We start from the raw sequence: 16,309 nt of genomic DNA, 5'->3' as shown, positions 1-16,309 counted from the left end.
ACCACCGTGGTGACGCAGGCGGTGGAGGTGATGCGCGACCTGGCCACGCACATGCAGGCGGCGGGTGAAGGCATCGAGGCACTGAACGCGCAATCCCAAGTGATCGGCACCATCGTCAAGACCATCAGCGGCATTGCCGAACAGACCAATTTGCTGGCGCTCAACGCGGCCATCGAAGCGGCACGTGCCGGCGAGCAAGGCCGGGGCTTTGCGGTGGTGGCCGATGAGGTGCGCCAGTTGGCATCACGGACCAGCAAAGCCACCGAGGAAATTGTTGGTGTGGTGCGTCAGAACCAGGATATGGCCCGCGACGCGGTGGCCCTGATGACCGACGGCCGCCTGCAAGCCGAGCAAGGCCTGGCCCTGGCGGCGGAAGCGGGCACGGTGATCGTGGAGATCCAGGACGGCGCACAGAAGGTGGTCAGCGCCGTAGGACAATTCGCTAACCAACTGTCGAGCTGATCCATAGGGCTGATGCTTGAGGTATCGTAGGTTTTTTCGTTTGAAGAGCCGATCCTCCATGAGCCCTACCCACTGCCGCCCCGTTCCGTTGCCCAAGGCCTATCGTTTGCTCAACCACGGGCCAACCGTGCTGGTGAGTGCGGCCCACAACGGCCAGCGCAATATCATGGCGGCCGCCTGGGCCATGCCGCTGGATTTCGAACCGCCGAAAGTCGCCGTGGTGCTGGACAAGGCCACCTGGACTCGCCAATTGCTGGAAGGTGCCGGCAGCTTCGTGCTGCAGGTGCCCTGTGTGGCCCAGGTCGACCTCGTGCAGACGGTCGGCAATACCACCGGCACCGAGCGTGACAAGTTCGCCGCTTATGGCCTGCAAACCTTCAACGGTGAACACACTGAGGCGCCGTTGCTGGAAGGCTGTGTAGCCTGGCTGGAATGCCGCTTGCTCCCCGAGCCCCACAACCAGCAGGCCTATGACCTGTTCCTCGGCGAAGTGGTCGCAGCCTATGCCGACGAACGTGTGTTCAGCGAAGGCCGCTGGCACTTTGAAGGGCATGATCAGTTACGCACCTTGCACCATGTAGCGGGTGGTCATTTCCTGAGCATCGGCGAGCCCATCGATGGGCATTCGCTATAAGCGTACTCAACGCCCGAGCATCTTCACCCATCGCGACGGCGGCATACCGTAGGTGCTGCGAAATTGCCGGGTCATGTGGCTCTGGTCGGTGAAGCCGGCGGTCAGCGCCGCGTCCACCAGCGACTGCCCCTGTGCCAGCAGACTGCGCACCAGGTCCAGACGGCGCATCGTCAGGTAGCGATAGGGGCTGGTGCCGAACAGCACGCGAAAGTCCCGCGACAATGCCCAGCGGTCGCGGCCGGCGTGGTCGGCCATTTCGTCCAGGGTGATGCTGCGGCCCAGGGCGCTGTGGATAAACTCCCGGGCGCGCTCGGCGGCGACGTAATCGAACGCCTTGCGGCTGACGATGGCGCCCGCGGCGTTGCTCAGCGCGTGGGCCAGGTCGAACATCGCGTCCTGTTCCTGCAATGGGTCGATGGGGTTATCCAGGTTTTGCAGCAGCACATCGCTGGCGCGGAACAGCCTGGGGTCAGTGGACAAGCCGCCGGGGATAAACGGCAACGGCTTGCCGCCAAGTATCTGCTGGATCAGCGACGGCTCCACGTAAATCATCCGGTACTTGAAACCTTCCTCACTGCCGGCGTGGCCGTCGTGGGTCTCATCGGGATGAAGCACCATGGTCGTGCCGGGCAGGCTGTGGATCATGTCGCCGCGGTAGTGAAAACTCTGTACGCCAGACAAGGTACGCCCGATGGCATAGGTGTCATGGCGATGGGGGTCGAAGGCGAAACCGGCGAAGTACGCCTCGATACGGTCCAGGCCGCTGGCGTGGGGGGCACGGTGCAGCCAGTCGAAGTTGCGGGTCGGTTTGCCCATAGTGGCTTGTCACAAAAAGAGGTGGAAACACGTTAACCCAGTCTGCATCCCTTGTCTGCCGGGGTCTTGTACGATTGTGCAGGCGGCGGGCGAGGTCTATGCTCCCTGCTCGTGCCCTGCGCTGATGGAGCCGCCCCATGGAATTTATCAACCCCACCTATGTGGCGCCTCTGGTCTCGCTGGCCCTGCTGTGGACGGTGGCGGTGGTGACGCCGGGTCCCAACTTCTTCAACACCGCACAGTTGGCTGCCAGTTGTTCGCGCCGCCATGGCGTGGTGGCTTCGGCGGGCGTGTCCACTGGCACGATCATGTGGGGGCTGGCGGGTGGGCTGGGCATCAAGTCGCTGTTTACCGCCGCGCCCATGTTGTATCTGGCGTTCAAGATCATCGGCGGCTGCTACCTGATTTACCTGGGGCTGAAACTGTTCAAGCGCTCGGCACCGGCGATGGGCCAGAGCCTGTTGCCGGACGAAGCGCGCCGCTCGTTGTTTTCCGCCTGGCGCCTGGGGTTGCTGGGCAACCTGTCCAACCCCAAGGCCGCGTTGTTCGTCGCCACCATCTTCGCCTCCACCATGCCGCCGTCGCCGTCGCCGATGCTGCTGACCCTGGCGGTGATCACCATGGCCACCCTGTCGTTCAGCTGGTATTCCTGCGTGGCCCTGGTGTTTTCCAGTGCGCACATGGCCAACCTCTACAGCCGCTCGCGCAAATGGCTCGACCGTTTTGCCGGCGGTTGCTACGTGTTGTTCGGCGCACACCTGGTAGCGAATCGCTGACCGTCCGTGGTAAGAAGCCTTACTTTCAACAGTGAGGCCGGGTCATGAGCAAGGTGCGGGTAGGGATTATTTTTGGTGGCCGTTCGGCCGAGCACGAAGTCTCGTTGCAGTCGGCGCGCAATATTGTCGATGCACTCGACCGCACCCGCTTCGAGCCGGTTTTGATCGGCATCGACAAGGCCGGCCACTGGCACCTCAACGAGACCTCGAACTTCCTGATCAACCAGGAAAACCCGGCACTCATCGCACTCAACCAATCCAACCGCGAACTGGCGGTGGTACCCGGCAAGGCCAGCCAGCAGGTGGTGGAAACCTCCGGTAACGGCCTGCTGGCACACATCGACGTGATCTTTCCCATCGTCCACGGCACCCTCGGCGAAGACGGCTGCCTGCAAGGCCTGTTGCGCATGGCTGACCTGCCTTTCGTCGGTTCCGACGTGCTCGGCTCAGCGGTGTGCATGGACAAGGACATCAGCAAACGCCTGCTGCGCGACGCAGGCATTGCCGTGACGCCGTTCATCACCCTGACCCGCAGCAACGCCGCGCGTACTTCCTTTGAAACAGCGGTGAATAAACTCGGCCTGCCGATGTTCGTCAAACCGGCCAACCAGGGTTCTTCGGTGGGTGTGAGCAAGGTTGGCAACGAGGCTGAGTACCACGCCGCGGTTGAACTGGCCCTGGGTTTTGATCAAAAGGTGCTGGTGGAGTCGGCGGTCCAGGGCCGCGAAATCGAATGCGCCGTGCTGGGCAACGAAAACCCTGTGGCCAGCGGCTGCGGCGAGATCGTGGTGAACAGCGGTTTCTACTCCTACGACAGTAAATACATCGACGGCCAGGCGGCCCAGGTGGTGGTGCCGGCGGACATCAGCCATGCAGCCAGTGAGCGGATTCGCCGCTTGGCCCTTGAGGCATTTGAGGTGTTGGGCTGCGCGGGGTTGGCGCGGGTCGATGTGTTCCTGACCGACGACGGCGAAGTGCTGATCAACGAAATCAACTCACTGCCCGGCTTCACCCGCATCAGCATGTACCCCAAATTGTGGCAGGCAGCGGGCATGAGCTACAGCGAGCTGGTGAGCCGTTTGATCGAGCTGGCGTTGGAGCGGCATGCGGGGCGGAAGGGGTTGAAGATCAGCCGTTGATCTTCAGGGAGTGGCCAGTAATGCCATCAGGCCTTACTGAGGACCTCCCGAAAAACGTCTGGCCTTATGGCCGCAATATGCAGCAGTGAGCGTGCTGCGCCGGAGGGGGAACGACGCCCCTGTTCCCACTCCTGAAGGGTCCTTACCGAAACCCCCAAAAGCTCGGCAAATTTGGGTTGCGACAGTCCTGTCTTGCTTCTTGCTTCGGCAGCTTGAGTGATTTCGATCTGTTGCACGGCGCCGTAGCGTCCTGCTTTAACATCCTGAACAGCGCTCAGTAATTCTTCGCCGATATTGCGTTTGGCGTCACGTTCCTGCAGTTGTTTATCAGTGAGAGGCATGGTTCATCTCCTTCGCAATTTTGTACAGGATGTGCGCTGGAATATTCTCCGTAGCGCCCTTGCCGTAAGTCTCTGAAGACATGTAGAGGATTTGAGAAAGAGTGTTGTAGGCCTTCTCCTATTAGTCTGTGCGAGCAATCCACGAATAAATCAACGTCTTCGCTTCCTCCGGCTGATGCGTCCTTCTGCGGTAGCTGGCAAACGTCGGCGACGTGCAGTAGGTGCACACCTCGCTCACGTCGATCTGCTCACGCTTGACACCCACCGCTTGCAGCAGCAACAACCCATACCCGCTCAAGTCAAACCACGCACTGCCTGCTTGCCTTGCATGGGGCGGACTGATTTGCGGGGACCGCAGCGGTGCCGGTTGCACGTAGCTCCACGGCGCCTGGGCGTGTTGCCACAGGTGCCCTTGGTCACTCTGGAACTCGGCGATAAACCCGTCGCTCACTTCATAACAGCACGGCTTGATCGAGGGGCCGATAGCTACTTGCAGCTGGTCGGCTGCAATCCCTTCGGCGGCAAAGCGCTGCATGACGTTGGCGATAATCCCGCGTTGCAGCCCCTTCCAGCCGCCATGGACTGCGGCCACCCGTTCGCCGGTTTTCGACGCGAACAGAATGGGCAGGCAATCGGCGGTGATCACCGCGATCGGGTGAGCGTGGTGCGTCAACACCCCATCGGCCTCGATCGTATTGGCCACCTGGCCGGCCTGCCATTCAATCACCGAGGCGCTGTGCACTTGCTTGCAGATGAACACTTCATCCGGGCGCCGTGGGTCGTCGATCGAACAGAAACCGTGGTCGATGCCAGGGATGGCAGCGAGATTTTCAGCCTGATGCAAGGGCTTACCTCCGTTCAATAAAATCAGTCGCCGAGCGCCTCGCCTTCGCGCCGAGGGTCGGCGCCGCCGCTGAGCGACACCTTACCCTGGGCGTCCCGCTTGAGCACGATGGCCTGGATGCCGCTGGTCATGTCGATCTCGCTCAGCTCATGGCCCTTGTCCTTCAATACCTGCTTCAGGCCTGGGCTGAACAACCCGGCCTCCAGCTCGGTAGCCCCATTGCGGCTGCCGAAATTGGGCAGGCCGATGGCGGCTTGCGGGTCGAGTTTCCAGTCGAGCAGCGCCACCAGGGATTTGCTCACGTACTCGATGATTTGCGAGCCGCCCGGCGAACCGAGCGTAGCCAGCAATTCACCGCTCTCGCGGTCGAACACCAGGGTCGGCGCCATCGCCGAGCGCGGGCGTTTGCCGGGTTGCACGCGGTTGGCGACCGGCTGGCCGTTTTCTTCGGGGATGAATGAGAAGTCGGTCATCTGGTTATTGAGCAAGAAGCCCTGGACCATTACATGGGAGCCAAACGCTGCTTCCACCGTGGTAGTCATCGACACGGCGCCACCCAGGTCATCTACGGCGACGACTTGTGACGTGGAGATGCGCAGCGGCGAACGGTCCGGTGCATACGCGACTTGAATACCGGCCGGTCGGCCTGGCTTGGCGATGCCCAGGCTGCGCTCGCCGATCAGCGTGGCACGCTGTGCCAGGTAGTTCGGGGCCACGAGGCCGGCCACCGGCACCGGTGTGAAGTCCGCATCGGCCACGTACAGCGCACGGTCGGCAAAGGCCAGGCGACCGGCTTCGGCGATCAGGTGCACGGCCTCGGGCGTGGGCTCAAGCCCGGCAGGCGAAGCGCTTTTTATCGGTGTCATCGGCGCGATGGCCAGGTGCGGGGCGCGAGCTTCCAGGGCCTGCAATGTGCCGAGCATCTGCGCGATCGCAATCCCGCCTGAGGACGGCGGCGGCATGCCGCAGATTTTCCAGCGTTTGTAATCGGTGCACAGCGGCACGCGTTCCTTGGCGGCGTAGCCCTTGAGGTCGGCTTGAGTCAGGCTGCCGGCATTACGGTTGCCCTGCACCTTGCGCGCAATCTCGTCGGCAATCGGCCCGTGGTACAGGGCGTCCGGTCCTTCCTTGGCAATGCGCTTGAACACAGCGGCCAGCGCCGGGTTTTTCAGCCGTGTACCGGCGGCTTTTGGCGTGCCGTCGGCATTCAGAAAGTAGGCCGCCATCTCCGGCGATTGCGGGATAAAGCGGTCTGCGGCGATCAGGCTGTGCAAGCGCGGTGAAATCGCGAAGCCCTGCTCCGACAAGCGAATCGCCGGCTCGAACAGCTTGGCCCATTGCAGGCGGCCGGTCTTCCTATGGGCCATTTCCAAGGCCCGCAGCACCCCGGGCGTGCCCACCGAACGCCCGCCGATCTGCGCGTCGGTGAAGGCCATCGGCGTGCCGTCGGCGTTCAGGAACAACCGCTCGGTCGCCCCGGCCGGAGCCGTTTCCCGGCCGTCATAGGCGTGCACGTTTTTCCCGTCCCACAGCATGATGAACGCACCGCCGCCAATGCCGGAGGATTGTGGTTCCACCAGGGTCAACACCGCCTGCATCGCAATGGCGGCGTCAATGGCCGAGCCGCCCTGGCGCAACATCTCGCGGCCGGCCTCGGCCGCCAGCGGGTTGGCGGCGGCGGCCATATGGCGCTCGGCATGGCGGGTGCTGAGGTCGGTGCGATAGCCAGAGCCCAACTCCGGTGCCGGTGGCTGGTCGTTGACCGGGGTGTGGCAGGCAGCCAGGGTCAGGGCTGCGGCCATGAGTGACAGTTGGCGGCGGGAAATCGAAAACACGTGCTGAACTCCGTTCATTGTGCGAATGATCTGTTGTCCGTGGGGCGCTGCGGTTTACAGGTAAATCGTGCCTTGCATGTACAACACTGCCTTGCCGGAAATAATCACGCGGTCGCCCTGCAGCTCGCAGTGCAACTGGCCCTTGCGCTGGCCCCCTTGCTCGGCCGTCAAGTGCGACTTGCCCAGGCGCTCGGCCCAGAACGGTGCCAGCGAGGTGTGTGCCGAACCGGTGACCGGGTCTTCATCGATCCCCACATTCGGCCCGAACCAGCGCGAAATGAAATCAAACCGGGTGCTCTTGGCGGTGACTGCAATCCCGCGCTTGGGCAGGCCCTTGAGCCGCGAAAAGTCAGGCGTCAGCGCGGCGACCTGGGCTTCGTCGTCCACCAGCACGATGTAGTCATCGGTGCTGAACACGTCGGCACTCTCGATCCCCAGGGCACTCAACATTCCAGCGGGCGGTTCGCAACGCTGTGGTTGCCGGGCGGGGAAATCCATCGCCAGCTCATCACCCTTGCGCGTCACGCGAAGCTCGCCGCTGCGGGTGGCAAAGCGCAGCACCTGGGGTGCATCCGCCAGCGCGTGAATCAACACCCACGCCGTCGCCAGCGTGGCATGGCCGCACAGGTCGACTTCGACTTGCGGGGTAAACCAGCGCAACTCATAGAACCCATCGCGGGGCACGAAGTAGGCGGTTTCGGAGAGGTTGTTTTCGGCGGCGATATGCTGCAGTTGCTCATCGGGCAGCCACTCGGTGAGCGGGCACACCGCGGCAGGGTTGCCGCCGAAGGCATGTTGGCTGAAGGCGTCGACTTGGTAGATGTCCAGTTTCACCGTGAAGCACTCCGTGCGTGGGGGGAGGCTGGACACTAACAGTGGTAAGGGAGGGCGTCAAAAGCGGCCTGCCCGTCAGCCCAATCGCAATACCATAGCCCCGCCGGCAATGATGCACGCAGCCATGATGCGGCGGCGGGTCAGTTGCTCTTTGAGCACCAGTGCCGAGATCACCACGCCAAACAGGATCGACGTCTCCCTGAGCGCCGAAACCGTGGCGATCGGTGCCGCCGTCATTGCCCAAAGTGCCAGGCCGTAGGACACGACGGTGCCGAAGCCACCGATAACACCTGGGCGCCAGTGGCGCGCCAGATAGCGGCAGAATTCGCGCCGCCTGACGGCAAATGCCCATACGGCAAGCGCGAGGCCGGTGAGCAGGAATATCCACAGCGTATAGGCCGCCGGCGCGCCGGATTTGCGCACACCCACACCGTCGATAAGGGTGTAGCCGGCGATGACTGCCGCGTTGACCAGCGCCAGGAGCATGCCTTTTCGCTGACCGATGCTGGGGGCGGCAGCCATGCTCAAAATGCCGATGCAGATGATGGCAATACCGAGCCAGGCGAATGAGGACAAGGATTCGGACAACAGCCCTACGCCCGCTGTCGCCACCAGCAGCGGCGCGGTGCCGCGCATGATCGGGTAGGTCTGGCTCATGTCGGCAATGCGGTAAGTCGAGGCGACCAGCACGAAATACACCACCTGCAAAATCACCGACGCACCGATGAAGGGCCAGCTTTCCTTGGCCGGCAACTCCAGAAACGGAATGACCGTCGCTGCGATCAGCGATGCAATGGACGCGATCATGCAGGTGGTCAGCAGCTTGTTGTCACCGCCCTTGACCACGGCATTCCAAGTCGCGTGCAACGCAGCGCCCAGCATGATGATTGCGAACACATCAAGGCTCATGAAGGGGCATCCTATTGGCTCAGTTCTGTATCCAGGAGGGGGCTGCGAGTATGCCCCAGGCACTTTTTTCAAGGCATAAAAAAACGCTCTACCTTTCGGTAAACCGTTATCAGTACCGGGTTACGCGTCAATTGAGGGCAAATGCTGTTCGATTACACCTGGCCACCTCATGCCCGGCGTTGTTTCAACGCCAGGCGTTATCGAGTAGCCCTGAATGAGATTTTTGCTCAGAACACCTGCAACAGTCGAACGTTGATGCGGGCGCTTTCCTTGAAGCCATTTTCCACCTCAAGGTCGCGCCCGAGCGCCACCAGCACCTGCGTCTTCGGGCGGATGAAGTAACTGCCACCCACGCTGATTTTTCGTTGCCGAGCTTCGTCGTCGCTGTCAACGCCATTGACTCGGGTCTCACCGCCCCAGGTCTGTGACAGGCCGACGAAAGCGTTGGCGCCGGGCGTGAACTGGTAACGCAAATATCCCTGCCCCTGGTAGAGCTGTTTCTGCTTGAGCGTGTCGCCGGCAGCGCCGTAGTTGTCGTTCTTGCCGTGGAACATGACGTCGCCGGTCAAGTCGACATACCAATTGTCGGTCAGCCCTTTGACGAAACCTACCTGTAAATCAAACTTCCAGCGGTTTTCACCCAGATTGAGCGGGCGGTCGTGGCTATAGCTACCCGTTGGAAGGTACAGATAGGGCGCTATGGCTAGATAGGTGCGAGACGCTGCGTCGTTGATCAACCAGACTGGTGCGGCCAGGATAACGTCACCTACCCCGCTGGTCTTGCCCAGTGCACTCGTGTCGCGCCCGGCATCCAGCCGGCCAAACGGTACCAGGATCTGGGGGCCTACCGTCAGCCCGCCGATCGTGGTGTAGTGCACCAGCCTCCCGATGCCGACATCCGAGACCAGCCGAGGATCCCGCGCCGTCTGCCGTCCCTGGGCATAGAGTTTGTTGCGCTCGGCATGCTGCAGGTACAGCAACCCCGCCGTCGTACCCTCCGGCGCCGGGACGAAATCACCGATGTCCACATCGATGGCGCGCGCGGTCATCGGCACCATCGTGACCATTGGTAGACAGGCCAAGGCCAATACCTTGTTCATGCTGCTCAGGGGCGAGTGGGTACCGGCCTTTGACACGTGGCCGGTCCTGCGGGCGACGCTGGAGAATGCTTGGGTCATTACGGAAGTCCTCTCTCGAGTAGTCATCTGTCATTGATCGGCCGGCGAAGTGCGGCGACACAGGACAACGCGGCAGTGCGCATGACAAAGATAGGGGGGACGCGCCCCAAGTCGCTTTGTTGGGGCGGTCATTCGTTGTGCTGGGAAGGACAGCTGCTCGGCGCTTACGCCTCGTGGCACGGCGGCCGCTTCAACTGCGTGCCTCTGCACCGGCCATGGCGTCGTAGGCCGGCGAGCGCAGCAGCGCATGGAGTTGCCGGCGACGGACCCCCATGTTGCCGCCGTCGTACAGGGGAAAACACAGCGCGTCCTGCATCAGGCCGGCCAACGGGTAGAGGTCGGTATAGGCATCGACACCGACAACGCGCATGGCATCGTAGACGGCCTGAACGCACAGTTCTGAACAGTGAACCTTGGTGATGATGGCCAGTTCGCGGCTGCGTCCCTGGGTGATATCAAGCTGGTGACAGGCTTTCCAGGTCAGGTAGCGCGCGGCCTCGATGCGCATCTTGATGTCGGCCAGCATGAAGCCAACGTTCTGGTGCTCAATCACAGGTACCGTGCCGGAGCGCTTGTCGGTGCGGGCAAACTTCAAGGCGACGTCGAAGGCCGCGCGCATCACACCTACGCAGGCCGCGCCGATGAGCGCCGCAGTCCAGGAGAAGGCATCTTCCACCATGGCAATGCCATCGCCCGGCTTGCCCACAATATTGGCCGCCGGCACGCGCACATTGTTGAAGTGGATGCGCGGCGAGATCGTCGCGCGATGGCCGACGGTATCGAGAAAGCCCGCGATCTCGATGCCCTGGGCGCTGCCGGGCACCATGATGACCGCCAGCGATTGCTGCGGCGGCAGGGTCGCATCGGTGCGGCATATGACGCTGTACAGGTGCGCGCCCTTGCCGTCCCAACCGGTGCCGTTGGTGGTGTAGTGCTTTGCGCCGTTGATGACCCATTCGTCGCCTTCGAGGCGGGCGAATGTCTGCACGCCGGCGGAGGGGTCGGGGTTGTCGTAGTTAGCGCCTCCGGTGACCTCAGTGAAGGCCAGGGCGGCCAGGCGCGAGCCATCTTCGACGAAGTCCGGCAGGAAGCGGCGCTTCTGCTCCTCGGTGCCGTGGTGCAGCACCGCGTGCAAACCCAGGCCGGTGCCCAGCAAGGCCGAAGGCAAGTTGACGTCGGCGGCGGCGAGTTCTTCGGCTGCCAAGGCAAAATCCAGCGTGGTCAGGGCGCTGCCGCCGCACGAGACGGGCAGCAACGCCTTGATGAAGCCGGCGTCGACCATTGCATCGTAGAACGGCCGCGTGGCGTAGAACCGGTCTTCCGGTCGCGCGATTGGGGCGATAGTGGGGGCGACCTTGCTGAGGACTTCGGCGGCGAAGGTTCGCGCGCTTGCCTGTAAAGCCTTCTGTGATTCGGTGAGCTGGAAATCGATAGCCATGGGAAGCGACCTTTCTTGCGGTGGGTTAGGTAACGGACAACCCATCGTAGGCAGCCGGACTGCCTCGGTCTCGCCGGAGCGTGCAAGCCCAATTGACGATTTGCGCAAGGGCACAGGGCTTTCCCGACTGAGGTCGTGCCTTCTGCAGAAAGAGCCTGTAGCGGGTGAATGCCCCCTTGGTTCTGGCGCGGACTTTGCGTCTTCCTGCCGCAGGTCACATGGGTTCAGTCCTGCGCCTGTTTATCCGGCGAAAACTGCACCGGCATGACGCATTCGCATTCCCGCCGTGCACAGCGCAGGCACAAACGAAAATGCCGTGCCAGGGTGCCTGAACGCCCATCAACCGACGACTTGCCTTTGCGTGCAAGACCAGTTGACGATCTGTGCAACAGGAGGAACACATGACACGTCTGAGCGGCCCGCCATACCGTGACATTGGCTCAGAAATCAGTCGCTGGCTTGCGCTCGTGATGATTGTCTTTTGCGCCACTGAGGGGTGACCGCAGGATGCAAATCTGGACTACCGAAGCGTGCGTGCAGCGCGAAAGATTCAGCTACTGGCGTGAGGTCCTCTGCGAAGCCTTCGTCTCGCTCAATCCCATCCTCAAGCAAGAGCCTGCAGGATCGAACTTCACGGGCGAGGTGAGCTCCCGGCCCCTCTCCATGAGCGCGCAGACCCGCGTGTTTTCCCGTGCGCAGTTCGTCCAACGACGCTGGGATGAAATCCGCCGCAACCCGGTCGAGTTCTGCTTCGCGAACTTCCAGTTGGAAGGGTCATGTGTGGTACGTCAGGATGGGCAGGAGACACTGGTGTTGCCCGGTGACTTCTCCGTCGTGGACTCCACGCGTCCCTACTTTCTCGATTTCAGGGAAGATTGGCGCGTGCTGTCATTCCGTATACCCAGGGAGCAACTGGTGTCCAGGCTCGCGGCACCGCGCCAGGCGACAGCGCGCTGCGTCAGCGGACAAGCGGGACTTGGACTGGTCGCGGCTCGCTTCGCCCGCTCACTTGAACAGATGGACGCCAGCGTCGGCCTACAGGCGCAGCATGGGCTCAGCGCCGCGCTCAACGGTGTCATCGCCGTCGCGCTGGGCGCCACGCTGGAGGCGCAGGAACAGGACCGGGTGCCGCTGCGGACAGCCTTCCGCCAGGCGGTCGAGACCTATATAGCCGATCATTTATCTGAACCCGGGCTCGGGCCGGACCTGCTTGCGGCGCGATTCAAGGTCTCGCGCCGGACACTCTATGGCCTGTTCGAGGAAGAGCCATTTTCCGTCAGTGGCCTGATCCGGGAGCTGCGCTTGCGGCACAGCGCGCGCGATCTCTGCAGTTCCAGCCATCCTGGCGTGCTCGCCGTAGCGCTGCGCTGGGGATTTAACGATGCCTCGCATTTCTCCCGGTTGTTCAAGCAGCGGTTCGGGATTTCCCCAAGGGGGCTTGCAGCCAGCGTAGAGGGTGAAGCCAAGCCAGGAACGAACAGTTGTGGATCGGTCCAGGATCTTCTGATCAGGTGAAGACAAGGTTCAGGAACTACAAAGGCGATCAAGGTGCGAGGTGCCGGGACGGGATGCGGCGCAGGGTGACCTGGGGTCATCTGTTGGTAGTCCCCGTTCATCACGGCGCGTTTCGCCATGAATATGGAGCCAGCGGTACTCCCCGGACTGACTTGCGGGGGCTATTTCTGAAAAGCATCAACTACCTCCAGTTTTGCTCACGAGGTGTTGAGGTCGTTCTCGCTCTTGATGCCCCGAGCATTGCGGTCTTCGAATGCCCGGGGACAGTCTGGCTTGGACTGGCGTCTGTCGACTCAGGCGGCCTGGTACAGACGGTGCTCGACCAGCCTGCTGTTACGCAGGCGATGCGTTGCCTTGGCACCGGCCAGCACGGCCAGGTCCAACAGCGGTTCGAGGATGACGACGGTCATGTAGGCACTGCCGAAGGTCAGGACTGACAGTGCGTTCTCTGCCGTGAAGCCCTTCCCGTAGAAGGCCCAGAAGGCAACCCAGGCGACGATGCCTGACTGGAAGGCCGTCGACAGGCCCAGTGCCTGGCGATAGCCCAGATCAACATAGGGCGTGTTTGGCGCGATGATACGCCGCGCCAGGGCAGCAACTGCCAACAGCGGTACCAAAAGGGTGGTGACGTTCATGCCGTACTGCGGCAGGTCGAATGGGGCGAAGAACAGACCCTGGATTAACAGCCCCAAAGCGAGACCTACTGCTGCAGGTGCTGCACCGAACAACAGGAACAGCGTCGAGCCGAGTATGAGATGCACCTCCGAGACGCCAACCGGATGATGCGGTAGCAGTTCAAAGAAGCCAAACACCAGCGCCGTGGCGGCGGCGGCGCGAACCACCAGCGAGACGGCACCTCGTTCGCCAATGGCGTCCGCAACGAGTTTGACGGTGTAGGTGCCGACGCTTGCGGCGGTAACATAGCTCAGCCAGAGTTTTCCGGCTTCCACGAGGCCAGGTTCGATATGCATGACGATGACTCCTTGGCCGCCTCTGCGGCTTGCTAGGTAAAAAAGGACAACAAAAAACTGCTCCGCCCTCAGTGAGAGGCTCGGCTGATCGCCACGGGCTCGCGATGCGGCAGATGCTCACCGGTGTGCCCGTGGGCCGGTGGACAACTTGCATTGAGCAAAACCACTGGTTGTCCATGGGGAGTATTCAGATAGGCCTGCCTCCATTCCTCGCCCCGTTGGACGATGTCCTCCATCCCGGTCAGGCCGAGGGTGGTGACCATTCTTTCCATGGCCGTGATCCATTGCCGGTAATAGGCGTCATTGACGCTTTCTCCGGGTTGCGCCGGGGCAGCCTTGATCTCTTCGCTGAATACCTGCACCCAGTCCTTCCAGGGGAACACGCCGGCTTGGTGCAAGTGCACCAGCAGGGAAAAAGCCTGAGCCTGCCAAGGCTTGTCGAACACCGGGCCTTCATCGTCGAGAGGGAGGCCGACGGCCTTGTAGTCGTGGTGCATGCTCGTGTTCATACGGCCTCCAGGTAGTTGTCCCATAGGTCGATGCACACACTGTCCGGTCGCCGTACTCCCCACAATTCCTCGGCACTGAAGCGTACGGCATAGACCTGCTGCGGCTGTTCGCCCAAACCATGGGCCATCGTGTCCGGGGTAGCGAACGCGCCATGCGCGATCACGATTGTGCCGACCTTACCGCGCGCGTAGCGTGGCAGCCGGGTGTGATTGGTTGGGTTGAGGCACTTCGTCCGCACCCGGTCACCGACTTGGAATTGGCCGGGGACATCTTCTTTTGCTCGTGACGAGGCGCCGCCGAGCACGACGGCGTCGACGATATCCGGAGTTAAAACCGTGACGGGCTGTGTCGGTGGGGTTGGTTTGGCCGTACCCTGCAGTTCGGCGGCGCTGATGACGCCCTTTTCTGTCAGCAGGGTCTCGAAGGCGTGCAGCCAGTGCTCGTAGTAGCTCGACTGCAGGTATTCGGCCGGCTTCATGCGTTCGATGGCGTGGCGGAATTCGTCGACGTTGAAGTACCCGCCGACGAAGAGCGAGGCGAAGAGCGGAAAAACCCTGCGCTCCCAATCATGATGGAAGATGGGTTCGTGCTCTTCCGTGAGCACTGGGCCGAAACCATGCATGCCGCCCAGGTCGTGTATACCATTCATGGGTTTTCTCCTTTTCAGGTTCAGGCTACTTGATCCGGATTCTTAGGCAGTCCGGTACCGATCATGGCGTCGCGAGTCACGAGTTCGACCAGTTGTTCCTCGTTCCAGCCATCAGTACCCGCCGGACGTTCCGGCAATACCAGATAGCGCAGCTCAGCGCTGCTGTCCCAGACGCGAACTTCCTTGTCATCAGGAATCGTCAGACCGAACTCCGCCAGCACGCCGCGCGGGTCAATGACTATCCTCGAGCGATAAGGTGCGGATTTGTACCAGACCGGTGGCAGGCCCAGGGTCGGCCACGGGTAGCAGGAGCAAAGTGTGCATACCGTCACGTTGTGCACGGTCTGGCTGTTCTCCACGACCACCATGTCTTCACCCTGAACACCAGAAAAGCCCAGCTCGGCGATGGCTGCAGTGCCATCTTCCAGCAGCCTGTGTTTGTACAGAGGGTCGAACCAGGCTTTCGCTATGACCTGGGCGCCGTTTCTCGGGCCGACCTTGTGTTGGTAGGTGTCCACCAAAGCATCCATGGCGACGGGATCGACCAGGCCCTTTTCCGTCAGCAGGGACTCGAGCGCTTTGACGCGTAGCGCTATGGCCTCCGGTGGCTCAGTGTGGTCGTGATCGTGATGATGTTCGTGCGTATGGCTCATGTCTTTGCCCCCTCTGAAGTTGGTGAAATCGCTCCCTGCATTACTCGACGAGTGCAGCAATACCCGTATCCGGCGCCAGCTTTTTCACAGGTTACTTTCCTCGTTTCGGCCAAATTACCCCAACGCTTTTCATTCCTTTGGCGGGGTCCATTTCGGGGTGTGCGAGTACTACGTCGCGGTAGGAGGGGCTACCAATCACGGCGGGTTTAAACTTGATCAGAAAGTCATTGACCTCTTTGCGCAGGTCCGGTGCCAGATCGTAGTCGTTGTAGCATTCCTCAAGACAATCGAGCACGGCTTGCCAGTGCACCTCGGTAAGACCCATTCCGCGATGCGCGGTGACCATGTCCCTGCCCCGGTATTTGGCGCTGCCACCCCAATGTTCAGAAAGGAAATCGACAAAGTTGATGTGTTCCTTCTGGAATGTTGATTCGGACATGTGGGCCCAGATATGGCCGATAGCGGGATGTCCCATGGTCTTCCTCAAAACTGCACCTGCGAACTGATAAATGACGTCGTAGCCCCCAAGACGCGCATAGAGGGAGGGCTGTTGTTCCACGGATGGTTGCTGGTCGGTCATGATGCGGTTTCTCCGTTTCGGCTGGGGACGATCTGATTCGCTCAATGTCGTGTTCCGCACGGTTGATAAAGGGCGCGAGAACGTGGGACGAATACAAAATTAGAGCTGCTGTCGAGCGCACGCTTTGCTGGCAAGGACAATCGTTTGGTCTAGACGGACAACGGCTTAGGAAAACCGTGCTTGCAGCCGACGCAGAATGCTGACATCGGAACTGGTCCTGCGGCC

At 61.6% G+C, this 16,309-nt stretch carries 18 protein-coding genes; 5 read left to right on the top strand and 13 right to left on the bottom strand.

Annotated elements, in window-relative coordinates; translation table 11 throughout:
* Nucleotides 1–30: 30 nt before the first annotated feature.
* Together FX984_RS33295 and FX984_RS27390 are read left to right on the top strand one after the other, a co-directional pair.
* The gene (locus FX984_RS33295) at nucleotides 31–462 is read left to right on the top strand and encodes a methyl-accepting chemotaxis protein (RefSeq protein ID WP_371263385.1); all 432 of its coding nucleotides are present in this window, start codon (nucleotides 31–33) and stop codon (nucleotides 460–462) included.
* Between the two features lie 58 nt (nucleotides 463–520).
* Nucleotides 521–1,096: a flavin reductase family protein gene (locus FX984_RS27390; RefSeq protein WP_092359793.1), complete on the top strand. Its 576-nt coding sequence runs from the start codon at nucleotides 521–523 to the stop codon at nucleotides 1,094–1,096.
* A 6-nt stretch (nucleotides 1,097–1,102) separates the two neighbouring features.
* On the opposite strand, the gene FX984_RS27385 is transcribed toward FX984_RS27390, so the two are convergent.
* On the bottom strand, nucleotides 1,103–1,912 hold the full coding sequence (locus FX984_RS27385; protein ID WP_027606937.1) for an AraC family transcriptional regulator: 810 nt from the start codon (nucleotides 1,910–1,912) through the stop codon (nucleotides 1,103–1,105).
* Between the two features lie 137 nt (nucleotides 1,913–2,049).
* On the opposite strand from FX984_RS27385, the gene FX984_RS27380 reads away from it, so the two are divergent.
* Together FX984_RS27380 and ddlA are read left to right on the top strand one after the other, a co-directional pair.
* Nucleotides 2,050–2,688, top strand: a complete 639-nt coding sequence (locus tag FX984_RS27380; RefSeq protein ID WP_027606936.1) for a LysE family transporter — start codon at nucleotides 2,050–2,052, stop codon at nucleotides 2,686–2,688.
* A 44-nt stretch (nucleotides 2,689–2,732) separates the two neighbouring features.
* Nucleotides 2,733–3,827 carry a D-alanine--D-alanine ligase gene (gene ddlA, locus FX984_RS27375; protein WP_098480413.1) on the top strand — a complete coding sequence of 365 codons (1,095 nt, stop codon included), beginning with the start codon at nucleotides 2,733–2,735 and terminating at the stop codon, nucleotides 3,825–3,827.
* 26 nt (nucleotides 3,828–3,853) lie between these two features.
* Here the strand turns inward: ddlA and FX984_RS27370 are convergent, their stop codons facing one another.
* The 7 genes from FX984_RS27370 to FX984_RS27340 form a co-directional block, all read right to left on the bottom strand.
* A complete protein-coding gene (locus FX984_RS27370; protein WP_146478116.1) occupies nucleotides 3,854–4,168 on the bottom strand; it encodes a helix-turn-helix domain-containing protein in 315 nt (104 codons plus the stop codon).
* Nucleotides 4,169–4,289: 121 nt separating this feature from the next.
* Nucleotides 4,290–5,012 (bottom strand): peptidoglycan editing factor PgeF, encoded by a 723-nt coding sequence (gene pgeF / locus FX984_RS27365; RefSeq protein WP_146478118.1) that lies wholly within the window; start codon nucleotides 5,010–5,012, stop codon nucleotides 4,290–4,292.
* A 23-nt stretch (nucleotides 5,013–5,035) separates the two neighbouring features.
* Nucleotides 5,036–6,865 carry a gamma-glutamyltransferase gene (ggt, locus tag FX984_RS27360; protein WP_146478120.1) on the bottom strand — a complete coding sequence of 610 codons (1,830 nt, stop codon included), beginning with the start codon at nucleotides 6,863–6,865 and terminating at the stop codon, nucleotides 5,036–5,038.
* Between the two features lie 36 nt (nucleotides 6,866–6,901).
* Nucleotides 6,902–7,681 (bottom strand): PhzF family phenazine biosynthesis protein, encoded by a 780-nt coding sequence (locus FX984_RS27355; RefSeq protein ID WP_146478122.1) that lies wholly within the window; start codon nucleotides 7,679–7,681, stop codon nucleotides 6,902–6,904.
* Nucleotides 7,682–7,756: 75 nt separating this feature from the next.
* Entirely contained in the window at nucleotides 7,757–8,590 is an 834-nt protein-coding gene (locus FX984_RS27350) for an EamA family transporter (protein WP_146478124.1), read from the bottom strand.
* A 227-nt stretch (nucleotides 8,591–8,817) separates the two neighbouring features.
* Nucleotides 8,818–9,768, bottom strand: coding sequence for a transporter (locus FX984_RS27345; RefSeq protein WP_223841665.1), 951 nt, complete (start codon nucleotides 9,766–9,768; stop codon nucleotides 8,818–8,820).
* A 190-nt stretch (nucleotides 9,769–9,958) separates the two neighbouring features.
* Complete coding sequence (locus tag FX984_RS27340) at nucleotides 9,959–11,206, bottom strand: acyl-CoA dehydrogenase family protein (RefSeq protein ID WP_098480409.1); 1,248 nt, start codon at nucleotides 11,204–11,206, stop codon at nucleotides 9,959–9,961.
* 507 nt (nucleotides 11,207–11,713) lie between these two features.
* On the opposite strand from FX984_RS27340, the gene FX984_RS27335 reads away from it, so the two are divergent.
* Nucleotides 11,714–12,721, top strand: a complete 1,008-nt coding sequence (locus tag FX984_RS27335) for a helix-turn-helix domain-containing protein (protein WP_051429384.1) — start codon at nucleotides 11,714–11,716, stop codon at nucleotides 12,719–12,721.
* A 293-nt stretch (nucleotides 12,722–13,014) separates the two neighbouring features.
* Here the strand turns inward: FX984_RS27335 and FX984_RS27330 are convergent, their stop codons facing one another.
* The 5 genes from FX984_RS27330 to FX984_RS27310 form a co-directional block, all read right to left on the bottom strand.
* Nucleotides 13,015–13,692, bottom strand: a complete 678-nt coding sequence (locus FX984_RS27330; protein ID WP_146478126.1) for an energy-coupling factor ABC transporter permease — start codon at nucleotides 13,690–13,692, stop codon at nucleotides 13,015–13,017.
* Between the two features lie 68 nt (nucleotides 13,693–13,760).
* Complete coding sequence (locus tag FX984_RS27325) at nucleotides 13,761–14,201, bottom strand: nitrile hydratase accessory protein (protein WP_146478128.1); 441 nt, start codon at nucleotides 14,199–14,201, stop codon at nucleotides 13,761–13,763.
* Nucleotides 14,198–14,851 carry a nitrile hydratase subunit beta gene (nthB, locus tag FX984_RS27320; protein WP_027606925.1) on the bottom strand — a complete coding sequence of 218 codons (654 nt, stop codon included), beginning with the start codon at nucleotides 14,849–14,851 and terminating at the stop codon, nucleotides 14,198–14,200. The genes FX984_RS27325 and nthB overlap by 4 nt, the downstream gene beginning before the upstream one ends.
* A 20-nt stretch (nucleotides 14,852–14,871) precedes the next feature.
* Nucleotides 14,872–15,504, bottom strand: coding sequence for a nitrile hydratase subunit alpha (nthA, locus tag FX984_RS27315; protein ID WP_027606924.1), 633 nt, complete (start codon nucleotides 15,502–15,504; stop codon nucleotides 14,872–14,874).
* A gap of 91 nt (nucleotides 15,505–15,595) precedes the next feature.
* The gene (locus FX984_RS27310) at nucleotides 15,596–16,084 is read right to left on the bottom strand and encodes a group I truncated hemoglobin (protein ID WP_027606923.1); all 489 of its coding nucleotides are present in this window, start codon (nucleotides 16,082–16,084) and stop codon (nucleotides 15,596–15,598) included.
* Nucleotides 16,085–16,309: the final 225 nt, after the last annotated feature.

Source organism: Pseudomonas marginalis, from assembly GCF_008692035.1.
GTDB classification, from domain to species: Bacteria; Pseudomonadota; Gammaproteobacteria; order Pseudomonadales; family Pseudomonadaceae; genus Aquipseudomonas; species Aquipseudomonas marginalis.
This window is presented reverse-complemented; position numbering and strand designations above follow the sequence as displayed.

What these genes read in the sequence shown, in the direction of transcription:
- FX984_RS33295 (WP_371263385.1), top strand. Translation starts at nt 31, where the DNA reads ATGCGCGACCTGGCCACGCACATGCAGGCGGCGGGTGAAGGCATCGAG.
- FX984_RS27390 (WP_092359793.1), top strand. Translation starts at nt 521, where the DNA reads ATGAGCCCTACCCACTGCCGCCCCGTTCCGTTGCCCAAGGCCTATCGT.
- FX984_RS27385 (WP_027606937.1), bottom strand. Translation starts at nt 1,912, where the DNA reads ATGGGCAAACCGACCCGCAACTTCGACTGGCTGCACCGTGCCCCCCAC.
- FX984_RS27380 (WP_027606936.1), top strand. Translation starts at nt 2,050, where the DNA reads ATGGAATTTATCAACCCCACCTATGTGGCGCCTCTGGTCTCGCTGGCC.
- ddlA (WP_098480413.1), top strand. Translation starts at nt 2,733, where the DNA reads ATGAGCAAGGTGCGGGTAGGGATTATTTTTGGTGGCCGTTCGGCCGAG.
- FX984_RS27370 (WP_146478116.1), bottom strand. Translation starts at nt 4,168, where the DNA reads ATGCCTCTCACTGATAAACAACTGCAGGAACGTGACGCCAAACGCAAT.
- ggt (WP_146478120.1), bottom strand. Translation starts at nt 6,865, where the DNA reads ATGAACGGAGTTCAGCACGTGTTTTCGATTTCCCGCCGCCAACTGTCA.
- FX984_RS27350 (WP_146478124.1), bottom strand. Translation starts at nt 8,590, where the DNA reads ATGAGCCTTGATGTGTTCGCAATCATCATGCTGGGCGCTGCGTTGCAC.
- FX984_RS27345 (WP_223841665.1), bottom strand. Translation starts at nt 9,768, where the DNA reads ATGACCCAAGCATTCTCCAGCGTCGCCCGCAGGACCGGCCACGTGTCA.
- FX984_RS27340 (WP_098480409.1), bottom strand. Translation starts at nt 11,206, where the DNA reads ATGGCTATCGATTTCCAGCTCACCGAATCACAGAAGGCTTTACAGGCA.
- FX984_RS27335 (WP_051429384.1), top strand. Translation starts at nt 11,714, where the DNA reads ATGCAAATCTGGACTACCGAAGCGTGCGTGCAGCGCGAAAGATTCAGC.
- FX984_RS27330 (WP_146478126.1), bottom strand. Translation starts at nt 13,692, where the DNA reads ATGCATATCGAACCTGGCCTCGTGGAAGCCGGAAAACTCTGGCTGAGC.
- FX984_RS27325 (WP_146478128.1), bottom strand. Translation starts at nt 14,201, where the DNA reads ATGAACACGAGCATGCACCACGACTACAAGGCCGTCGGCCTCCCTCTC.
- nthB (WP_027606925.1), bottom strand. Translation starts at nt 14,851, where the DNA reads ATGAATGGTATACACGACCTGGGCGGCATGCATGGTTTCGGCCCAGTG.
- nthA (WP_027606924.1), bottom strand. Translation starts at nt 15,504, where the DNA reads ATGAGCCATACGCACGAACATCATCACGATCACGACCACACTGAGCCA.
- FX984_RS27310 (WP_027606923.1), bottom strand. Translation starts at nt 16,084, where the DNA reads ATGACCGACCAGCAACCATCCGTGGAACAACAGCCCTCCCTCTATGCG.